We start from the raw sequence: 15833 nt of genomic DNA, 5'->3' as shown, positions 1-15833 counted from the left end.
CGTGCGACGGCTCCGAGGGTTCGCCTCTTATTAACGAGCCGCTAACCTTGCCGCACAGGGATATCCGAAACCGCTTTACAAAGAACAAAACAAGAACAAAACTCAGGACGTCAACGAGAGGCGATGCCGATGTTCAAGCGGATGATCCTGACGGGTGCGGTCGAGTTCATGGCTTTCGGGCTGCTGGCGGTGTCGGTCGCTGCCTGGGCTGTCGCACTGGCGCCGTTGCGATAGCGTTGCACCCGGGGCACAGAGGCTGAGCGGTCCACAGCGAAACGGGCCGCGGCATCGGTTTGTCATGGATTGGAAACCCCGACTCGGGCTGGTGGTCGCATGGCGCGCATCCTGAAAGACCCCGCTTACGTCCACCTCCACGTCCATTCTTCGTTCTCCCTGCTCGAGGGGGCTCTGAAGGTCGGCGACATCGTCAAGGCGGCGCTGGCCGACCGGCAGCCGGCCCTGGCGCTCACCGACACCAACAACCTGTTCGGCGCGCTCGAATTCTCCGAGAAGGCGTCCGGCGCCGGCATCCAGCCGATCCCGGGCCTGCAACTCACCGTGGCCTTCGAGGCGCCCGATCCGATGGCGCGGGTGGGGCTGGCGCAATCGGGCTGCGCCAACATCGTGGTGCTGGCCCAGGACGAGACCGGCTACGGCAACCTGCTGCGGCTGGCGAGCCGGGCCTATTTCGACGGCGCCCTCGGCGATGCCCCCCGCGTCAGCGTCGCGGCTTTGGCCGAATCGAGCGCCGGCCTGATCGCGCTCACGGGCGGCTCCACCGGCCCCGTCGACAGCGCCCTGCGGATGGGCCGGGCCGAACTCGCCTCGGGGCGCCTCGCACAGCTGCGCTCCGCCTTCGGCGAGGACGGCCTCTACGTCGAGATCTTGCGCCACGGGCTGCCCGACGAGCGCATGGTCGAGCGGGAATTGCTGCGCCTCGCCGACAGCCACGGCCTCTCGGTGGTGGCGGCCAACGAACCCTTCTTCGCCAAGGAAGGCGACTACGACGCCCACGACGCGCTGCTCGCCATCGCGGACGGGCGCCTCGTCTCGGACGACCGCCGCCGCAAGCTCACGCCGCGCCACGGCTTCAAGACCCGCGCCGAGATGGGCGCGCTGTTCTCCGACCTGCCGGATGCGCTCAACGCCACCGTCGAGATCGCCATGCGCTGCGCCTACCGCGTGCGCACCCGCAAGCCCATCCTGCCGAATTTCGGCGTGGTCGCCGCCGCGGCACCCGACGCCGCCGCCTCCGAGATCGCGGCGGCCCCGCCCCTCGACGAGCCGGCCGAGCTGCGCCGGCAGGCGGAAGCCGGCCTCGAACTGCGCCTCGCTCAGCACGGCACCGCGCCGGGCATGTCCGAGCAGGTCTACCGCGACCGCCTGGCCTTCGAGCTCGACGTCATCGTGGGCATGAAGTTTCCCGGCTACTTCCTCATCGTGTCGGACTTCATCAAGTGGGCCAAGGACCACGACATTCCGGTGGGGCCGGGCCGCGGTTCGGGCGCCGGCTCCCTGGTGGCGTGGTCGCTCCTCATCACCGATCTCGACCCGCTCCGCTTCGGCCTCCTGTTCGAGCGCTTCCTCAACCCCGAGCGCGTCTCGATGCCGGATTTCGACATCGACTTCTGCGTCGAGGGCCGCGAGCGCGTGATCCAGTACGTGCAGCAGCGCTACGGCGAGCGGCAGGTGGCGCAGATCATCACCTTCGGCACCCTGCTCGCCCGCGGCGTGCTGCGCGACGTCGGCCGCGTGCTGGAAATGCCCTACGGGCAGGTCGACAAGCTGACCAAGCTTGTGCCGCAGAACCCGGCCAACCCCGTCACCCTGGTCCAGGCCATCGAGGGCGAGCCGAAGCTGCAGCAGGCGATCGAGGAGGAGCCGATCGTGGCCCGCCTCATGGAAATTTCGAAGAAGCTCGAAGGCCTGCACCGTCACGCCTCAACCCACGCCGCCGGCGTGGTCATCGGCGACCGGCCGCTGGAACAGCTGGTGCCGCTCTACCGCGACCCGAAGACCGGGATGCGGGTGACCCAGTTCAACATGAAGTGGGTCGAGGCCGCCGGCCTGGTGAAGTTCGACTTCCTCGGCCTGAAGACCCTGACGCTGCTGCGCTGCTGCACCGACTTCCTGGCCCAGCGCGGCATCATCGTCGACCTCGCCTCGCTGCCCCTCGACAACAAGGCCACCTACGAGCCGATGAAGCGCGGCGAGACCGTGGGCGTGTTCCAGGTGGAATCGGCCGGCATGCGCAAGGCCCTCGTCGAGATGCAGGCGGACCGCTTCGAGGACATCATCGCGCTGGTGGCTTTGTATCGCCCGGGTCCGATGGCCAACATCCCGGTCTATTGCGAGCGCAAGCTCGGGCGCGACGCCGGCAACGAGGCGAGCTGGTACCCGCACGCCAAGCTGGAGCCGATCCTGAAGGAGACCTTCGGCATCATCGTCTACCAGGAACAGGTGATGGAGGTGGCCAAGGTCCTGGCCGGCTACTCGCTGGGCGAGGCCGACATGCTCCGCCGCGCCATGGGTAAGAAGATCAAGGCCGAGATGGACGCCCAGCGCGACCGCTTCGTGAAGGGTTGCATGGAGCGCGACCTCACCAAGGCCAAGGCCGACGAGATCTTCGACCTGCTGGCCAAGTTCGCCGATTACGGCTTCAACAAGTCGCACGCCGCCGCCTACGCCCTGCTGACCTACCAGACCGCCTACCTCAAGGCGAACCATCCGGTGGAGTTCCTGGCCGCCGCGATGCAGCTCGACATCGACGTCACCGACAAGCTCGCCGAATTTCGCCAGGACGCCCAGCGCCTGAAGATCACCGTCGAGCCGCCCTCGATCAACACCTCCGGCGTCGGCTTCGAGGTGCGCGAGGGGCGCATTCACTACGCCCTCGCGGCGATCAAGGGCGTGGGCCGCGGGGCGGTCGAGGCGCTGATCGAGGCGCGGGGCGACAAGCCCTTCCGGGACCTCGCCTGCCTCGCCCGCCGGCTCAACCCGCGCATGCTCAACAAGCGCACCCTGGAAAACCTGGTGGCGGCCGGCGCCATGGACACCATCGAGCCGGATCGGGCCCGGGCCTGCGCCGCCATCGAGCCCATGATGAAGCTCGCTCAGGGCGCGGCCGAAGCGGCCAGCACCGGCATCGAGGACATGTTCGGCGGCATCACCGCCGCCGACGTCACCCTGCGGGTGCCCCCCTACGATCCCTGGCCGATGGCCGACAAGCTGAAGAAGGAATACGAGGCGGTCGGCTTCTTCCTGTCGGGCCATCCCCTCGACGAGTACGGCGACCTCCTGGGCAAGCTCAGGGTCCAGACCTGGGCCGAGTTCTGCCGCGCCGTCCGGGCCGGCACCACCAGCGTGGGTCGCGTGGCGGCCTCCGTGCTCGATCGCTCGGAGCGCCGGACCAAGACCGGCAACAAGCTCGGCATCGTCATCCTGTCCGACCAGACCGGGCATTTCGAGGCGATCATCTTCTCGGAAGGGCTCGGCCAGTACCGCGAGATCCTGGAGCCGGGCCGTCCGCTGGTGCTCCAGCTCCAGGCCAACCTCGAGGGCGAGGACGTGCGCGCCCGCATCATGACCGCCGAACCCCTCGACGCGGCGGTCGCCCGCCACCAGAAGGGCATGCGCGTCTATCTCAAGGACGAGCGCCCGATCGCCTCCGTGCAGCAGCGCCTCCAGGTCCGCGGGGAGGGCGAGGTCTCCCTCATCCTCCTTCTCGACGGTGAGCGCGAGGTCGAGGTCAAGCTGCCGGGCCGCTACCAGGCCACCCCGCAGATCGCCGGCGCCCTGCGGGCTGTCCCGGGGGTGGTTCAGGTCGAGGTCAATTGACGAGTCATTTCGTCAAACAGCGGCCGGCTCGGTTCGAGCCGAGCCACCGTCTGCGGAAAAGCGTGCGGTTGCGCGAAGCCGTTCCGTGACGTCGTAAATCCAATTCTGTCAGCGACCGTATTCAATCATCTCAGCGCGACGCGGCCCTCCTCCCCAGCGGATCTCGGGCCTGCCCGCGATCCATAGAGCTTGAGGGGAGGCGTTGAAGGTGGGGGTGGTTCCGCTGGCCTCCGTAGCTTGAGGGTTACTAACCCGCCCCCGCGCCTACCCTTTTCCCACAAGGGGGGGTAGGCGCGGGGATCAGTCGAATCCGCTCCTCACGCCGCCCGGATGGCCAACAGGAATCCTTCGACTTCCTGCTTCACGTTCACCGATTGGGTCGCGAGCTCGCCGGCCGCCATCAGGACCTGCTGGGCAGCGGTACCGGTTTCGCCGGACGAGGCGAGGACCCGGGACACGTTCATCGAGACGTCGTGGGTGCCGCGCGCCGCCTCCGCCGCGTTGCGCGAAATCTCGCCGGTCGCAGCCGTCTGCTCCACCACCGTCATGGCGATGTTCTCCGCGATGGTGTTGACCGACACGATGGTCTGCCCGATCTGCCGGATCGCCGCGACGGCCTGAGCGGTCGCGTGCTGGATCGCGGTGATCTGACCGCTGATCTGATCCGTGGCCCGAGCCGTCTGGCCGGCGAGCTCCTTCACCTCCGCGGCGACCACGGCGAAACCGCGTCCCGCCTCACCGGCGCGGGCCGCCTCGATGGTGGCGTTCAGCGCCAGCAGGTTGGTCTGGCCGGCGATGCTGGAGATCATCGTCACCGCCTCGCCGATCCGGTCGGCGGCCTGTGTCAGGGTTCCCATGGTGGCATCCGTCGCCTCGGCCTCGCGGGCCGCGACGCCGGCCGCGGCGCTGGATTGTTGCACCTGCCGCTCGATCTCGTGCAGGGAGGCCACCATCTCCTCGGCGGCCGCCGCCACGGTCTGCACGTTGGCGGAGGTTTCCGCCGCGGCGGCGCTGGAGGCGGCGGCCTGGCCGCTGGTGCTCTCGGCCACCTGGGTCATCGACTGCGCCGTCGCGTCGAGTTCGGTCGCGGCCGAGGTGACGATGCCGATCGCCCCCGCGATGGTCTGCTCGAAGCCCTGTACGAGCGCGTCGACCCGGTCGGCCCGGCGCTGACGGGCGGATTGCTCGGCGACCTGCTGCTCTTCCAGGGCGATGCGGGCGATCGCGTTCAGACGGAACACGTCCACGGCCTTGGCCATCTGGCCCATCTCGTCCACGGCTTCCTGCGAGGGCACCGCCACTGCGGTCTCGCCCGCGGCGAGGCGGCTCATCGCCCGCGTCATCCCGACGATCGGCCCGATGATGCTGCGGGCGATCAGGAACGCCAGCGCGCCGCCGAGGGCGAGCGCGAGGGCGATCAGCGCGATTTGGATCAGGCGCGCCCGGCTCACGCTCGCCTCCGTGGCGGCCCGGATCTCGGCCACCGCCGCCTCGATCTTGGTGCGCACGGTCAGACCGGACCGGCCCAAAGCCGCCAGGTGCGGCTTCAGGGCATCGTCATAGGCGGCTCGTGTCGCCTCCAGCGCGGCGACCGCGCCGTTGAAGGCGCCCACATAGGCCGACACGGTCTCGTCGAGCGCCTTCGTCGAGCGGGTGAACACGCCGTCCGGATCGAGGGCCTGGAAGGCCTTCATCGCGAGATCCACCTTCTGGCTGTTGGTGGCGAAGGTCGCAGGGCCGTTCGGGTCGCGCGTGGCCAGGAAGCGCCAGTTGCTGACCCGCATCAGCAGGACGGCGCTCTCTAGGGTCGCAGCCTGGCTGATCTGTGCGGCGGTGCCCGTCTTGCGGACCTCCGCCATGAGGAGGCCGCTGACTCGGGTGAGTTCGTCGCCGGTCTTGAACAGCTTCGCCTTGCTCTGCGCCACCGGCTCCCCCGCCTGCCCGAGGTTCCGGATGTCGTCCTTGAGGGCCGACGTCTGGTCGAACATGTCGGCGTACAGGGCCTTCCGCTCGGCCGACAGGGCGATGTCGACCTGACGCTTCAGCAGGCCCGCCATGGCGTCGCGGGCCTGCTCCATCTCGATCACCCGCTCGGGGCTCGGGTTCGCCTGGAACTCCATGGCCAGACCGGACAGGCGCTCACCCTGGCCATTGACCGAAAAGACGTTGCGCGCGCCCTCTTCCAGCCGCGCGCTCAGCCCGTAATCGTCGACCACCGAGGCGAGCTGATACTGGGCGGTGAGCCCGAGCCCGCCGGTGATGATCATCAGGCTGCCGAAGCCGGCATAGAGGCGCGAACGAATTCCGAGCATGACGACGTATTCCAGAAGAGTAATTTCTCTGATCAATCGATGTAGCCGGAAACAAATAAAGAAGTCTGAACAGCAAGTATTGATCCAAATCGTTCCACCATACAGATGTCTCGGTGAGCCAATAAAGCTCATCGCACGTAGAGGAACGACAGCGGGCGAATTGATACTTATGATTGTAATCTAAGTGAGGCGTTGTGGCGCCTCGACGTCTCCTCAGACGTTCGGCCCGTTCGACGCCAGGCGTGCCTGCAGGCGCTCGGCCACCAGCGCCTGCAGGGTCAGCAGGTGCGGACACCGGATGCCCTCCGCCAGGCAGGCGGCCACCGTGCGGAACAGATACTCGGCGCTGGGGCCGAGATGTCCGGCTCCGTCGGCGATCCGCTCGGCGATGGCCGCGTCGGAGATCGGGCCGGTGTAGCGGTCGCTCTCGCGGTTGACCACGAAGGTGAGGGCCTGGATCGTCCCCGCCGCCGTCTCGACCGGCACCCAGCATCCGAGATAGCCGTTGCCCCGCATCTCCCGGCGCCAGACTGGCAGCAGCGTCTCGGCGGCCGCCGGCCCGGTGAGTCGGAAGGCGACGCCCTCGCATGTGCCACCGGTCTCGAGGGCCAGGACTAGGCCGGGATTGCCGGGGCTGCCGCGAAACCGGCGTTGCAACAGGCAGAACCGCCGGTGATAGCCATGCAGGGTGCCGACGCGGCGCTCGACATAGGCGAATTCCGGCTGCCAGATCAGGGAGCCGTAGCCGAACACCCAGAGCCCCTCCGACGGGGCGGGGTGGGCCGCCAGGGCGGCGGCGAGGCCCGGCGCCAACTCGGCGTCGGTCATCAGGGCCAGGGCTGTGGCGTCGTCGGCCACCGGCAGCGGGTGGGCGCGGGCGATCAGGTCAAGGTTCAGGGCGAGCGGCTGGTCCGGCATGGCCCCACCGAATCATCGGGCGCTCCACAGGGCAAGACGCGCCGGCTCAACCGTTGCCGTCTCACCCCATGTTGGCTCACCCCTTGTTGACCGACATCGTCTCGAGTTCGGGGAACGGCTCGGTGCGTTGGAGGTCGCAGGCCTCCTTGTCCTCGTTGATGACGGTGAGCACGCCTGCCTTCTCCTGGATGACGATCTTGGGCCGTTCGGACCGGCCGAAGCTGCGCCCCCGCATCCGGCTCGACACGCAGTAGAGGGTGCGGCCCTCGTCGAGGAAGGGGCCGGAGACCCGGCTGTGAATGAACCGGACCGGAATCAGCGAGAGTGAGCCGAATTCCGTCTGGCTCAGCGCCAGGGCGGCGAGGCGCTCGCGTATGGGCGCGGTGGCGGCGGGCACCGGAATCGATCCGCGCGCGGTGCAGCCCGCCAGAGCCACGATGGTGAGGACCGCCAGCAGGGTCGGGCCGAGGCTCGACGGTCGACAGGGAAATGGCATGGCGGGGGCCTCGATTCGGGTGTGGTCGAGCGTAGTGACATTCCCGCAAAGCGCGAACAACGTCAGGCTTGCAATCGGTGCCATCCCGTCGCGTTTGCAATGGGCGATCGCCGCCGTAAGACAGCCCATGCAATGGACTGACGACGGCTTGGTGCTCGGCCTGCGCCGACAGGGCGAGACCAGCGTCATCCTCGAACTGATGACCCGCGATCACGGCCGCCATCTCGGGCTGGTGCATGGCGGACGCTCACGCCGGATGCAGCCGGTGCTGCAGCCCGGCAACCGGGTCCGCGCCACCTGGCGGGCGCGCCTCGACGGGAGCCTCGGGGCCTTCGCGATCGAGCCGGTCCAGTCGGTCGCCGCCCGGCTGATGGGCTCGGCCCTGGCGCTCTACGGCGTCAGCCACCTGGCCGGCCTGCTCCGGCTGCTGCCGGAGCGCGATCCGCATCCCGAACTGTTCGAGGCCGCCTGGCTCCTGATCGGCCACCTGCACGATCCCGACATCGCCCCGCCCCTGATGGTGCGCTTCGAACTGGCGCTCCTGGCGGAACTGGGCTTCGGCCTCGATCTCGCGGCCTGCGCGGCGACGGGGGGCAACGATGCCCTGATCTACGTCTCGCCCCGCAGCGGCCGGGCCGTCAGCGCCTCGGCCGGCGAGCCCTATCGCGACAAGCTCCTGGCGCTGCCCGACTTCCTGCGCGCCCGCGATCCGGGGGGCTTGGCGCCGATGACCCCCGATTCCCGTGCCGTTACGGAGGGGTTTACCTTGACGGGGTACTTCCTCGACCAGCACATCTGGGGGCCGCGCGCGATCCCAGCTCCGGAGGAGCGCGCGCGCTTCGTTGCATTGGGCACGCGGAACGCCTAAATTCCGTTCGTGTTTTGTTCTGATTTGGGTCGTCTGAGGCCCGGGAGTTCGTGATGGGCCAGCCCTTCGAGCCGCCATCGAGTCCCGATGGCATCGAGAGCGTCGAGCTGAAGACCGCGCTGGAGGATCGCTACCTCGCCTACGCGCTGTCGACGATCATGCACCGGGCGCTGCCCGATGCCCGCGACGGGCTCAAACCCGTCCACCGTCGCATCCTGTTCGCCATGCGGCTCCTGAAGCTCGATCCGACCTCGGCCTTCAAGAAATGCGCCCGCATCGTCGGAGACGTCATCGGCAAATACCATCCGCACGGCGACACAGCGGCCTACGACGCTCTGGTGCGCATGGCGCAGGACTTCGCACAGCGCTACCCGCTGGTCGACGGACAAGGCAATTTCGGCAACATCGACGGCGATAACGCCGCCGCCCAGCGCTACACCGAAGCCCGGATGACGGAGGTGGCACGCCTCCTCCTCGAAGGCCTCGACGACGATTCGGTGGATTTCCGCCCGAACTACGACGGGCAGGAGGAGGAGCCGGTGGTGCTCCCCGCCGCCTTCCCGAACCTGCTGGCCAATGGCAGCCAAGGCATCGCGGTCGGCATGGCGACCTCGATCCCGCCCCACAACGCCGCCGAGCTGTGCGACGCGGCGCTCTACCTGATCGGTCATCCCGAGGCGACCTCGGCCCAACTCCTCACCTTCGTGAAGGGACCGGACTTCCCCACCGGCGGCATCCTGATCGACAGCGCCGAATCGATCACCGAGGCCTACCGCACCGGGCGCGGCGGTTTTCGCGTGCGCGCCCGCTGGGCCAAGGAGGATCTGGGACGCGGAACCTGGACCATCGTGGTCACGGAGATCCCCTACGGCGTGCAGAAGGCGCGCCTGATCGAGAAGCTCGCCGAGCTGCTGCAGGAGCGCAAGCTGCCGCTGCTGGCCGACGTGCGCGACGAATCGGCCGAGGATGTCCGCATCGTGCTGGAGCCGCGCGCCCGCAACGTCGATCCGGTGATCCTGATGGAATCGCTGTTCCGGCTCACCGAGCTCGAATCGCGCATCTCGCTCAACATGAACGTGCTGGTGGGCGGGCTCGTCCCCCGCGTCATCGGCCTGGCCGAGGCGCTGCGCGAGTGGCTCGACCACCGCCGCGTCGTGCTCCAGCGCCGCTCGCGCCATCGTCTCGGTCAGATCGACCGCCGCCTGGAAATCCTCGGCGGCCTGCTCATCGTCTATCTCGACCTCGACGAGGTGATCCGCATCATCCGCGAGGAGGACGAGCCGAAGCCCGCCCTGATGAAACGCTTCGCGCTGACCGAGATCCAGGCCAACGCCATCCTCGACACGCGCTTGCGCTCCCTGCGCAAGCTCGAGGAGATGGAGATGAAGCGCGAACTCGACGCTCTGACCCTGGAGAAGGAGGGGATCGAGGGGCTGCTCGGCTCCGACAAGCTGCAATGGGCCGACATCACCAAGCAGATCCGCGCGGTGAAGAAGACCTTCGGACCCGAGACCAAGATCGGCGCCCGGCGCACCACCCTGGAGAACCCGCCGGACACCGCCGGCATCGACTTCACCGCCGCCATGGTGGAGCGCGAACCGATCACCGTCATCGTCTCGAACAAGGGCTGGATCCGGGCGCTCAAGGGCCACGTCGCCGATCTCTCGGGCGTCGCCTTCAAGGGCGATGACGGCCTGAAGCTGGCCTTTCCGAGCGAGACCACGGCCAAGATCCTGGTGCTGGCCTCGAACGGCAAGGTGTTCACCCTGGAGGCGGCCAAGCTGCCGGGCGGGCGCGGTTTCGGCGATCCAATCCGCCTGATGGTGGATTTCGACGACGGCACCGAGATCGTCGCCGCCATCCCCTACCAACCGGGCGGGAAGGTCCTGGTGGCGGCGACCGACGGGCGCGGCTTCCTGGCCCCGGCCGATGCGCTCGTGGCCAACACCCGCAAGGGCAAGGGCATCATGGGCCTCGACGCGCCGGCCACCGCCGCCGTGCTGGTGCCGGCTGCCGGTGACCACATCGCGGTGTGCAGCGCCGACCGCCTGATGCTCGTCTTTCCGCTGAGAGAACTGCCCGAGATGGTGCGCGGCAAGGGCGTACGCCTGCAGCGCTGCCGCCAGACCGCGCTCACCGACGCTCACATCTTCACCCTGGCGGAGGGCCTGCCCTGGCGCGAGACCGGCGGCGAGGCCCGGCTCGCCCAGGCGGGTATCCTGGAGAAATGGATGGGGCACCGCTCCGATGCCGGTACCCTGATGACCCGGAGCTTCCCGAAGTTCGAGCGGTTCGGGAAGTAGGAAAACATCCAGCGCGCGCATCACGCGCGCGCGCTGGATCCCTCACGGGAGGAGGGCAGGATCAGCTACGCGATTCCACGCGACGAAAGACGATCCCGATGGGCGAGGGTCCAACACCGTTGACGCCTGACCTCGAGGAGCGGATCGGACGCATCCGGCGCGCACGCGTGGAAAGCAAAAAATTCGTCGCCGAGCCGAAAAAGCTGATGGCCGAGGCCATGACGCGCGAGTGGGACCGGATGCTCGCACCCTGGCGGATTGCCCTGTCCAGGATGGCGGTCGGTCCGGCCCTGTTCGGGGTGGGCGCCGCCTTCATCAAGTTCATCGGTGCGTGAAGCGGGCGAGCCGCACGCTCTCGACACCGCCTCGGAGCCCCTGGACGCATACGCGTTCGTCGATCGATGCCTCTCGAAGCGGAGAGGCATCGCGGATGCGTCGGATCAGCGGCGGCGGAACTGGCCGCGCATCGGCGGACGGGGGCCGGAGGAGCGCTCGTCCTTGTGCCGGAACACGAGACGGCCCTTTTCCAGGTCGTAGGGCGACATCTCGACGGTGACGCGGTCGCCGGCCAGAGTCTTGATGCGGTTCTTCTTCATCTTGCCGGCCGTGTAGGCCACGATCTCGTGCCCCTGGTCGAGCTGCACGCGATAGCGCGCGTCCGGCAGGATCTCGATCACGAGACCGTCGAACTGCATCAACTCTTCTTTCGCCATCCACACTCTCCAGCCGGACGGCCTGAAAAGGGGCGACCCGGGACACAAAACGAAGCCGTTCGGCAAAACGCGGCGGGCGGCGGGTCCGATCCCATCGGATGCGCAACACCGGCGAGCGTTGCCCCGACATAATGTCCGGACCGCTCCGAAGCAAGCTTTTCCCGAGGCGAGGGCCGACGAAAGCGGCATGCTGTGGTCGAAGGTTCGGTACGACCGGAAGATGTCGCTTCAGAATTGGGCTGGGGACGCGGGGCGGATGGCCGGTCGGATGAATCCTTCAGGGTGGCTTGACGGCGGATCGCGCCGGCACCGGTCCAGGGAGGCGACGTCTCACGGCGTGACGGTGTTGCCGGCGTAGTCGATCCGGCCGTCGGGCGTCCGCTTCCAGACCTGCAGCAGGGTGGTCGGCCGGCGCGGATCGGCCTTGAGGTCGCCCTTGGCATCGTAGGCGAGGTCGCCGAGGATCGTGCGGATGGGGCGGCCCTGGTGCAGGAACGCGGCAACCGCCTGTCCGTCGGCGGAGCCGGCGCCCTCGACGCCCTGGCGCAGAACCTCGACGGAGGCGTAGGCCTGGGCCGCAACGGCATTCGCCTCGGCCGTCCGCGGTGCCTTGGCTCCCTTTGGCTCGGGCAGGCGGCGCGGCTCGGGTGCCAGGGTCATCACCGTGCCCTCGGCGGCCAGCCCGGCGCCCTGCGGAAAGGCCGGATCGAGGAGCCCGTCACTTCCGACGAGGGGCGCGCTCACCCCGGCGTCGCGCAAAGCCCGCAGGAGCACGGCCGCGTCCGGCGCGAGCCCGCCGAAATACACCACCTCCACCCGCGCCCGCTTGAGGCGGGCGACCAGGGTGGAGACGTCGCGCTCGCCCCGGTTCAGGGTTTCGAAGGCCACCTCCGGCTGTCCGGCCGCCTTCAAGGCCCGGCTGACGATCTCCGCGAGGCCGCGTCCGAACAGGCTCTTGTCGTGAACGATGCCGATGCGCTGCCCGGAATGGTGGCCGACCAGATAGGCCCCGGCGACGGTGCCCTGCTCGGACTCGTTCGGCACCGTGCGGAAGACGTTCCACAGACCCTTGCCGGTCAGTCCTGGATCGGTCGACCCGGGCGTCACCGCGACAATGCCCGCCTCCGCATAGGCCGGCATGGCGAGACCGGCGGCTCCGGCACCGAAAGGACCCACCACGAGGCCGACCCGGTCGGTCGCGAATCGCCGGGCCACCGCCAGGGCTTGCTTGCCCTCGCCCGCATCGTCCGCGACCACCAGGACGAGGCGCTGGCCGTTGACGCCTCCCGCCTTGTTGAGATCGGCAACCGCCTGCTCGGCCCCGAGCCGCACCCCCTGGCCGAAGGCCGCATCCGGGCCGGACAGGGGAGCCGACACGCCGATCCGCACCTGGGCCTCGGCGCGCCCGGCCATTGTCACAGACCAGGCCGCGAGCCCGAAGGCGAACGCTCGCGAAATGACCTGGGCGCGCGGGCTGAGCATCGGGAGGGCAGGTCCGTGACGGTGAGAATCCAGCACTCAGGATAGGGCCGGCGGGTCGGTGCGGGAAGTCACGCCCTGGCGCGATCGCTCGCGAGGCCGCATTGTCCCCGCCGCGCGGGCGCTTAATTCGTGGGTCAGGGGTCCCGTTGCCGGGTCCGATCGCGCGCCGGAGTTCGTCAGGACCATGCTCTCCACCGAGACCGACCGCCTCAACGATATCGCCCTCAACGATATCTTCCTCAACGATATCCTGGGCGCCGCCGAAGCCTGGCGGCGCGAGGGCCGCGCCGTGGCGCTCGCCACCGTCATCGAGACCTGGGGGTCGGCGCCGCGCCCGGTGGGCAGCCATCTCGTGGTCGATGGCGAGGGCAACTTCCTAGGATCGGTTTCCGGCGGCTGCGTCGAGGGGGCGGTGATCACCGAAGGTCTTGAGGCGATTGCCGACGGGCGGGCGCGGGTGATCGAATTCGGCGTTGCCGACGAGACCGCCTGGCGGGTCGGCTTGTCCTGCGGCGGGCGCATCCGCGTCTTCGTCGAGCCCGTGGCCTGAGGCGCGGCCATGCAGCTCGAAACCCTCGCGATTCTCAATGCCGAACGGGCCGCCCGCCGCGCCGCCATCCTGGTGACCGACCTCGACGGCGGCGCCCAGCGCGTGGTGCGGGAGGCCGAGATCGCCGGCGACCCGCTCGCAGACTTGCTCGCCCGGCATCTCGCCTCCGGCAAGAGCGGCCTCGCGGAGGCCGAGGGGCGCCGCGTCTTCCTCACCGTGCAGGCCCCGCCGGTGCGGCTGGTGGTGATCGGCGCGGTGCATATCAGCCAGGCCCTGGTCCCGATGGCCCAGGCCCTCGACCTCGCGGTGACGGTCATCGATCCGCGCACCGCCTTCGCGACCCCGGAGCGCTTTCCCAGCGTCGACCTCGTGGCGCAATGGCCGGACGATGCCTTCGCGGGGCCGGTTCCACCCCTCGATCGCTACTGCGCGGTGGCGGCCCTGACCCACGATCCGAAAATCGACGATCCAGCGCTGGTCGCGGCCCTGCGGGCGCATTGCTTCTACGTCGGCGCCCTCGGCTCGCGCAAAACCCACGCGGCCCGCGTCACCCGCCTGACCGAGGCCGGGTTCTCGGAAGCCGAGATCGGCCGGATCGCGGCGCCGATCGGGCTCAACATCGGCGCCGTCAGCCCGGCCGAAATCGCGGTGTCCATCCTGGCCCAGATCATCGCCGCGCTGCGGGCACCGCGCCTCGGGGACGCCCCGTGAAGTTCGGCGCCGTTCCCACCCGGGAGGCCGCCGGGCTGATCGCCGCCCACACGGTGCGGGCGCACGACGTCACCCTCCGGAAGGGCCGGGTGATCCCCGCGGAGGATGCGGCGCGTCTCGACGCGGCGGGGTTGTCGGAGCTCGTCGCCGTCACCCTGGAACCCGGCGACGTGGCCGAGGATGCGGCGGCCGAGCGCCTCGCGACGCATCTCGCCGGCCCGCATCTCGATCGCGCGCCGCCCTTCACCGGGCGCTGCAACCTGCACGCGGCGAGCGCCGGATTGCTGCGCATCGACCGGGCTGCCATCGACGCCGTCAACGGGGTCGACGAGGCAATCACGGTGGCGACCCTGGCTCCCTGCAAGCCGGTGGTGGCCGGCGAGATGGTCGCCACGGTCAAGATCATTCCGTACGCGGTCTCGGGCGAGGCTCTCGCGCGGGCCTGCCGGGCCGCGCCCGGAGGTGCCCTGGGGGTCACGCCCTATCGCCTGCGCCGGGTCGTTGTGGTCTCGACGCTGCTGCCGGGGCTCAAGCCCACGACCATCGACAAGACGCTGGACAATCTGCGCCACCGGCTCGCCCCGACGGGGGCGGATCTCGTCGCCGAGGCCCGCGTCCCGCATCGCCGCGAAGCGGTGGCGGACGCGATCCGGGCGGCGGTGGCAGAGGATCGGGCCGAACTCGTCGTGGTGTTCGGCGCCTCCGCCATCGCCGACCGGCGCGACGTCATTCCCGCCGGGATCGAGGCGGCGGGCGGGCGGGTCGAGCATCTCGGGATGCCGGTCGACCCGGGCAACCTCCTGTTGGTCGGGGCGGTGGCCGAGGTGCCGGTGATCGGCGCACCGGGCTGTGCCCGCTCGCCCAAGGAGAACGGCTTCGACTGGGTGCTGCACCGGCTGCTGGCCGGCCTCGCGGTGACCCGCGCGGATATCGTCGGCCTCGGCGTCGGCGGGCTCCTCATGGAGATCGTGTCCCGGCCCCAGCCCCGCTCCGGCGGCAGCCCGGCCGAGGACGATGCCTGACCTCGGCCTCATCCTCCTCGCCGCCGGGCGCGGGACCCGCTTCGGCATGGAGCCGAAGCTGCTGCAGGCGCTCGGGGGGCAGCCCCTCGTGCGCCATGTGGCCGAGGCCGCCCTCGGCTCGGGGCTCGGCCCGGTGGTGGCGGTGCTCGGCGCCCATGCCGACCGGGTCGGTGCCGCCCTCGACGGGCTCGATCTCGTCCGGGTCGCCAACCCGGACTACGCGCAGGGTCTCTCGACCTCGCTCCGGGCCGGCCTCGCCGCGTTCCCGGTCGAGGTCGCGGCGGTCCTGGTGCTTCTCGGGGACATGCCGCGCGTCACGCCCCAACACCTGACGGGTCTCGCCGAGGCGTTTCGCGAGGCGGACCCGGCGCCCTCCGCCGTGGTGCCGGTCCATGGCGGACAGCGGGGCAACCCGGTCCTGCTCAACCGCTCTCGGCTCGGTCCCGCCCTCGCGACCCTCACGGGCGACCAGGGCGCCGGGCGCCTGCTGGCCGGACGCACCGACGTGCTGGAGATCGCGATGGATGTCGGCGTGACCCAGGACGTCGACACCCCCGCCGGCCTCGACGCGCTTCGCTAGAAGTGTGTCAGGGACAAGCGGAAACCGGTCATCCCGACACG

13 protein-coding genes are annotated in these 15833 nt (G+C 69.5%); 8 read left to right on the top strand and 5 right to left on the bottom strand.

The features are described from left to right. The first annotated feature begins 333 nt into the window (after positions 1-333). The gene (gene dnaE, locus J7U37_RS05495; protein ID WP_247635059.1) at positions 334-3837 is read left to right on the top strand and encodes a DNA polymerase III subunit alpha; all 3504 of its coding nucleotides are present in this window, start codon (positions 334-336) and stop codon (positions 3835-3837) included. Positions 3838-4154: 317 nt separating this feature from the next. Here the strand turns inward: dnaE and J7U37_RS05490 are convergent, their stop codons facing one another. From J7U37_RS05490 to J7U37_RS05480, 3 genes are all read right to left on the bottom strand, one after another. Then, positions 4155-6149, bottom strand: coding sequence for a HAMP domain-containing methyl-accepting chemotaxis protein (locus J7U37_RS05490; protein ID WP_247635058.1), 1995 nt, complete (start codon positions 6147-6149; stop codon positions 4155-4157). A gap of 213 nt (positions 6150-6362) precedes the next feature. Continuing rightward, on the bottom strand, positions 6363-7067 hold the full coding sequence (locus J7U37_RS05485) for a gamma-glutamylcyclotransferase (protein WP_247635057.1): 705 nt from the start codon (positions 7065-7067) through the stop codon (positions 6363-6365). A gap of 76 nt (positions 7068-7143) precedes the next feature. Beyond that, positions 7144-7563, bottom strand: a complete 420-nt coding sequence (locus tag J7U37_RS05480) for a hypothetical protein (protein ID WP_056484488.1) — start codon at positions 7561-7563, stop codon at positions 7144-7146. A gap of 127 nt (positions 7564-7690) precedes the next feature. Between J7U37_RS05480 and recO the strand changes: the two genes are divergently transcribed. The 3 genes from recO (at position 7691) to J7U37_RS05465 (ending at position 11069) form a co-directional block, all read left to right on the top strand. After that, complete coding sequence (recO, locus tag J7U37_RS05475; RefSeq protein ID WP_056483798.1) at positions 7691-8431, top strand: DNA repair protein RecO; 741 nt, start codon at positions 7691-7693, stop codon at positions 8429-8431. A 53-nt stretch (positions 8432-8484) separates the two neighbouring features. Continuing rightward, the gene (gene parC / locus J7U37_RS05470) at positions 8485-10734 is read left to right on the top strand and encodes a DNA topoisomerase IV subunit A (protein WP_247635056.1); all 2250 of its coding nucleotides are present in this window, start codon (positions 8485-8487) and stop codon (positions 10732-10734) included. Positions 10735-10853: 119 nt separating this feature from the next. After that, a complete protein-coding gene (locus J7U37_RS05465; RefSeq protein WP_348772976.1) occupies positions 10854-11069 on the top strand; it encodes a hypothetical protein in 216 nt (71 codons plus the stop codon). Between the two features lie 105 nt (positions 11070-11174). On the opposite strand, the gene infA is transcribed toward J7U37_RS05465, so the two are convergent. Continuing rightward, positions 11175-11447, bottom strand: coding sequence for a translation initiation factor IF-1 (gene infA, locus J7U37_RS05460; RefSeq protein WP_056178999.1), 273 nt, complete (start codon positions 11445-11447; stop codon positions 11175-11177). A gap of 330 nt (positions 11448-11777) precedes the next feature. Further along, positions 11778-12929 (bottom strand): branched-chain amino acid ABC transporter substrate-binding protein, encoded by a 1152-nt coding sequence (locus J7U37_RS05455; RefSeq protein ID WP_247635054.1) that lies wholly within the window; start codon positions 12927-12929, stop codon positions 11778-11780. 184 nt (positions 12930-13113) lie between these two features. On the opposite strand from J7U37_RS05455, the gene J7U37_RS05450 reads away from it, so the two are divergent. The 4 genes from J7U37_RS05450 to J7U37_RS05435 are packed head-to-tail and all read left to right on the top strand — an operon-like array spanning position 13114 to position 15792. Then, on the top strand, positions 13114-13479 hold the full coding sequence (locus J7U37_RS05450) for an XdhC family protein (RefSeq protein ID WP_056483807.1): 366 nt from the start codon (positions 13114-13116) through the stop codon (positions 13477-13479). A gap of 9 nt (positions 13480-13488) precedes the next feature. Beyond that, entirely contained in the window at positions 13489-14190 is a 702-nt protein-coding gene (locus J7U37_RS05445) for an XdhC family protein (protein ID WP_056483810.1), read from the top strand. Beyond that, on the top strand, positions 14187-15212 hold the full coding sequence (locus J7U37_RS05440; RefSeq protein ID WP_247635053.1) for a molybdopterin-binding protein: 1026 nt from the start codon (positions 14187-14189) through the stop codon (positions 15210-15212). Before J7U37_RS05445 ends, J7U37_RS05440 begins: the two co-directional genes overlap by 4 nt. Beyond that, positions 15205-15792 (top strand): nucleotidyltransferase family protein, encoded by a 588-nt coding sequence (locus tag J7U37_RS05435; protein ID WP_247635052.1) that lies wholly within the window; start codon positions 15205-15207, stop codon positions 15790-15792. Before J7U37_RS05440 ends, J7U37_RS05435 begins: the two co-directional genes overlap by 8 nt. Positions 15793-15833 lie beyond the last annotated feature (41 nt).

The organism is Methylobacterium sp. 37f (assembly GCF_023093475.1).
Lineage (GTDB): Bacteria > Pseudomonadota > Alphaproteobacteria > Rhizobiales > Beijerinckiaceae > Methylobacterium.
Note: the sequence above shows the minus strand (reverse complement) of the source record. Positions and strands in the feature narration are given on the sequence as shown.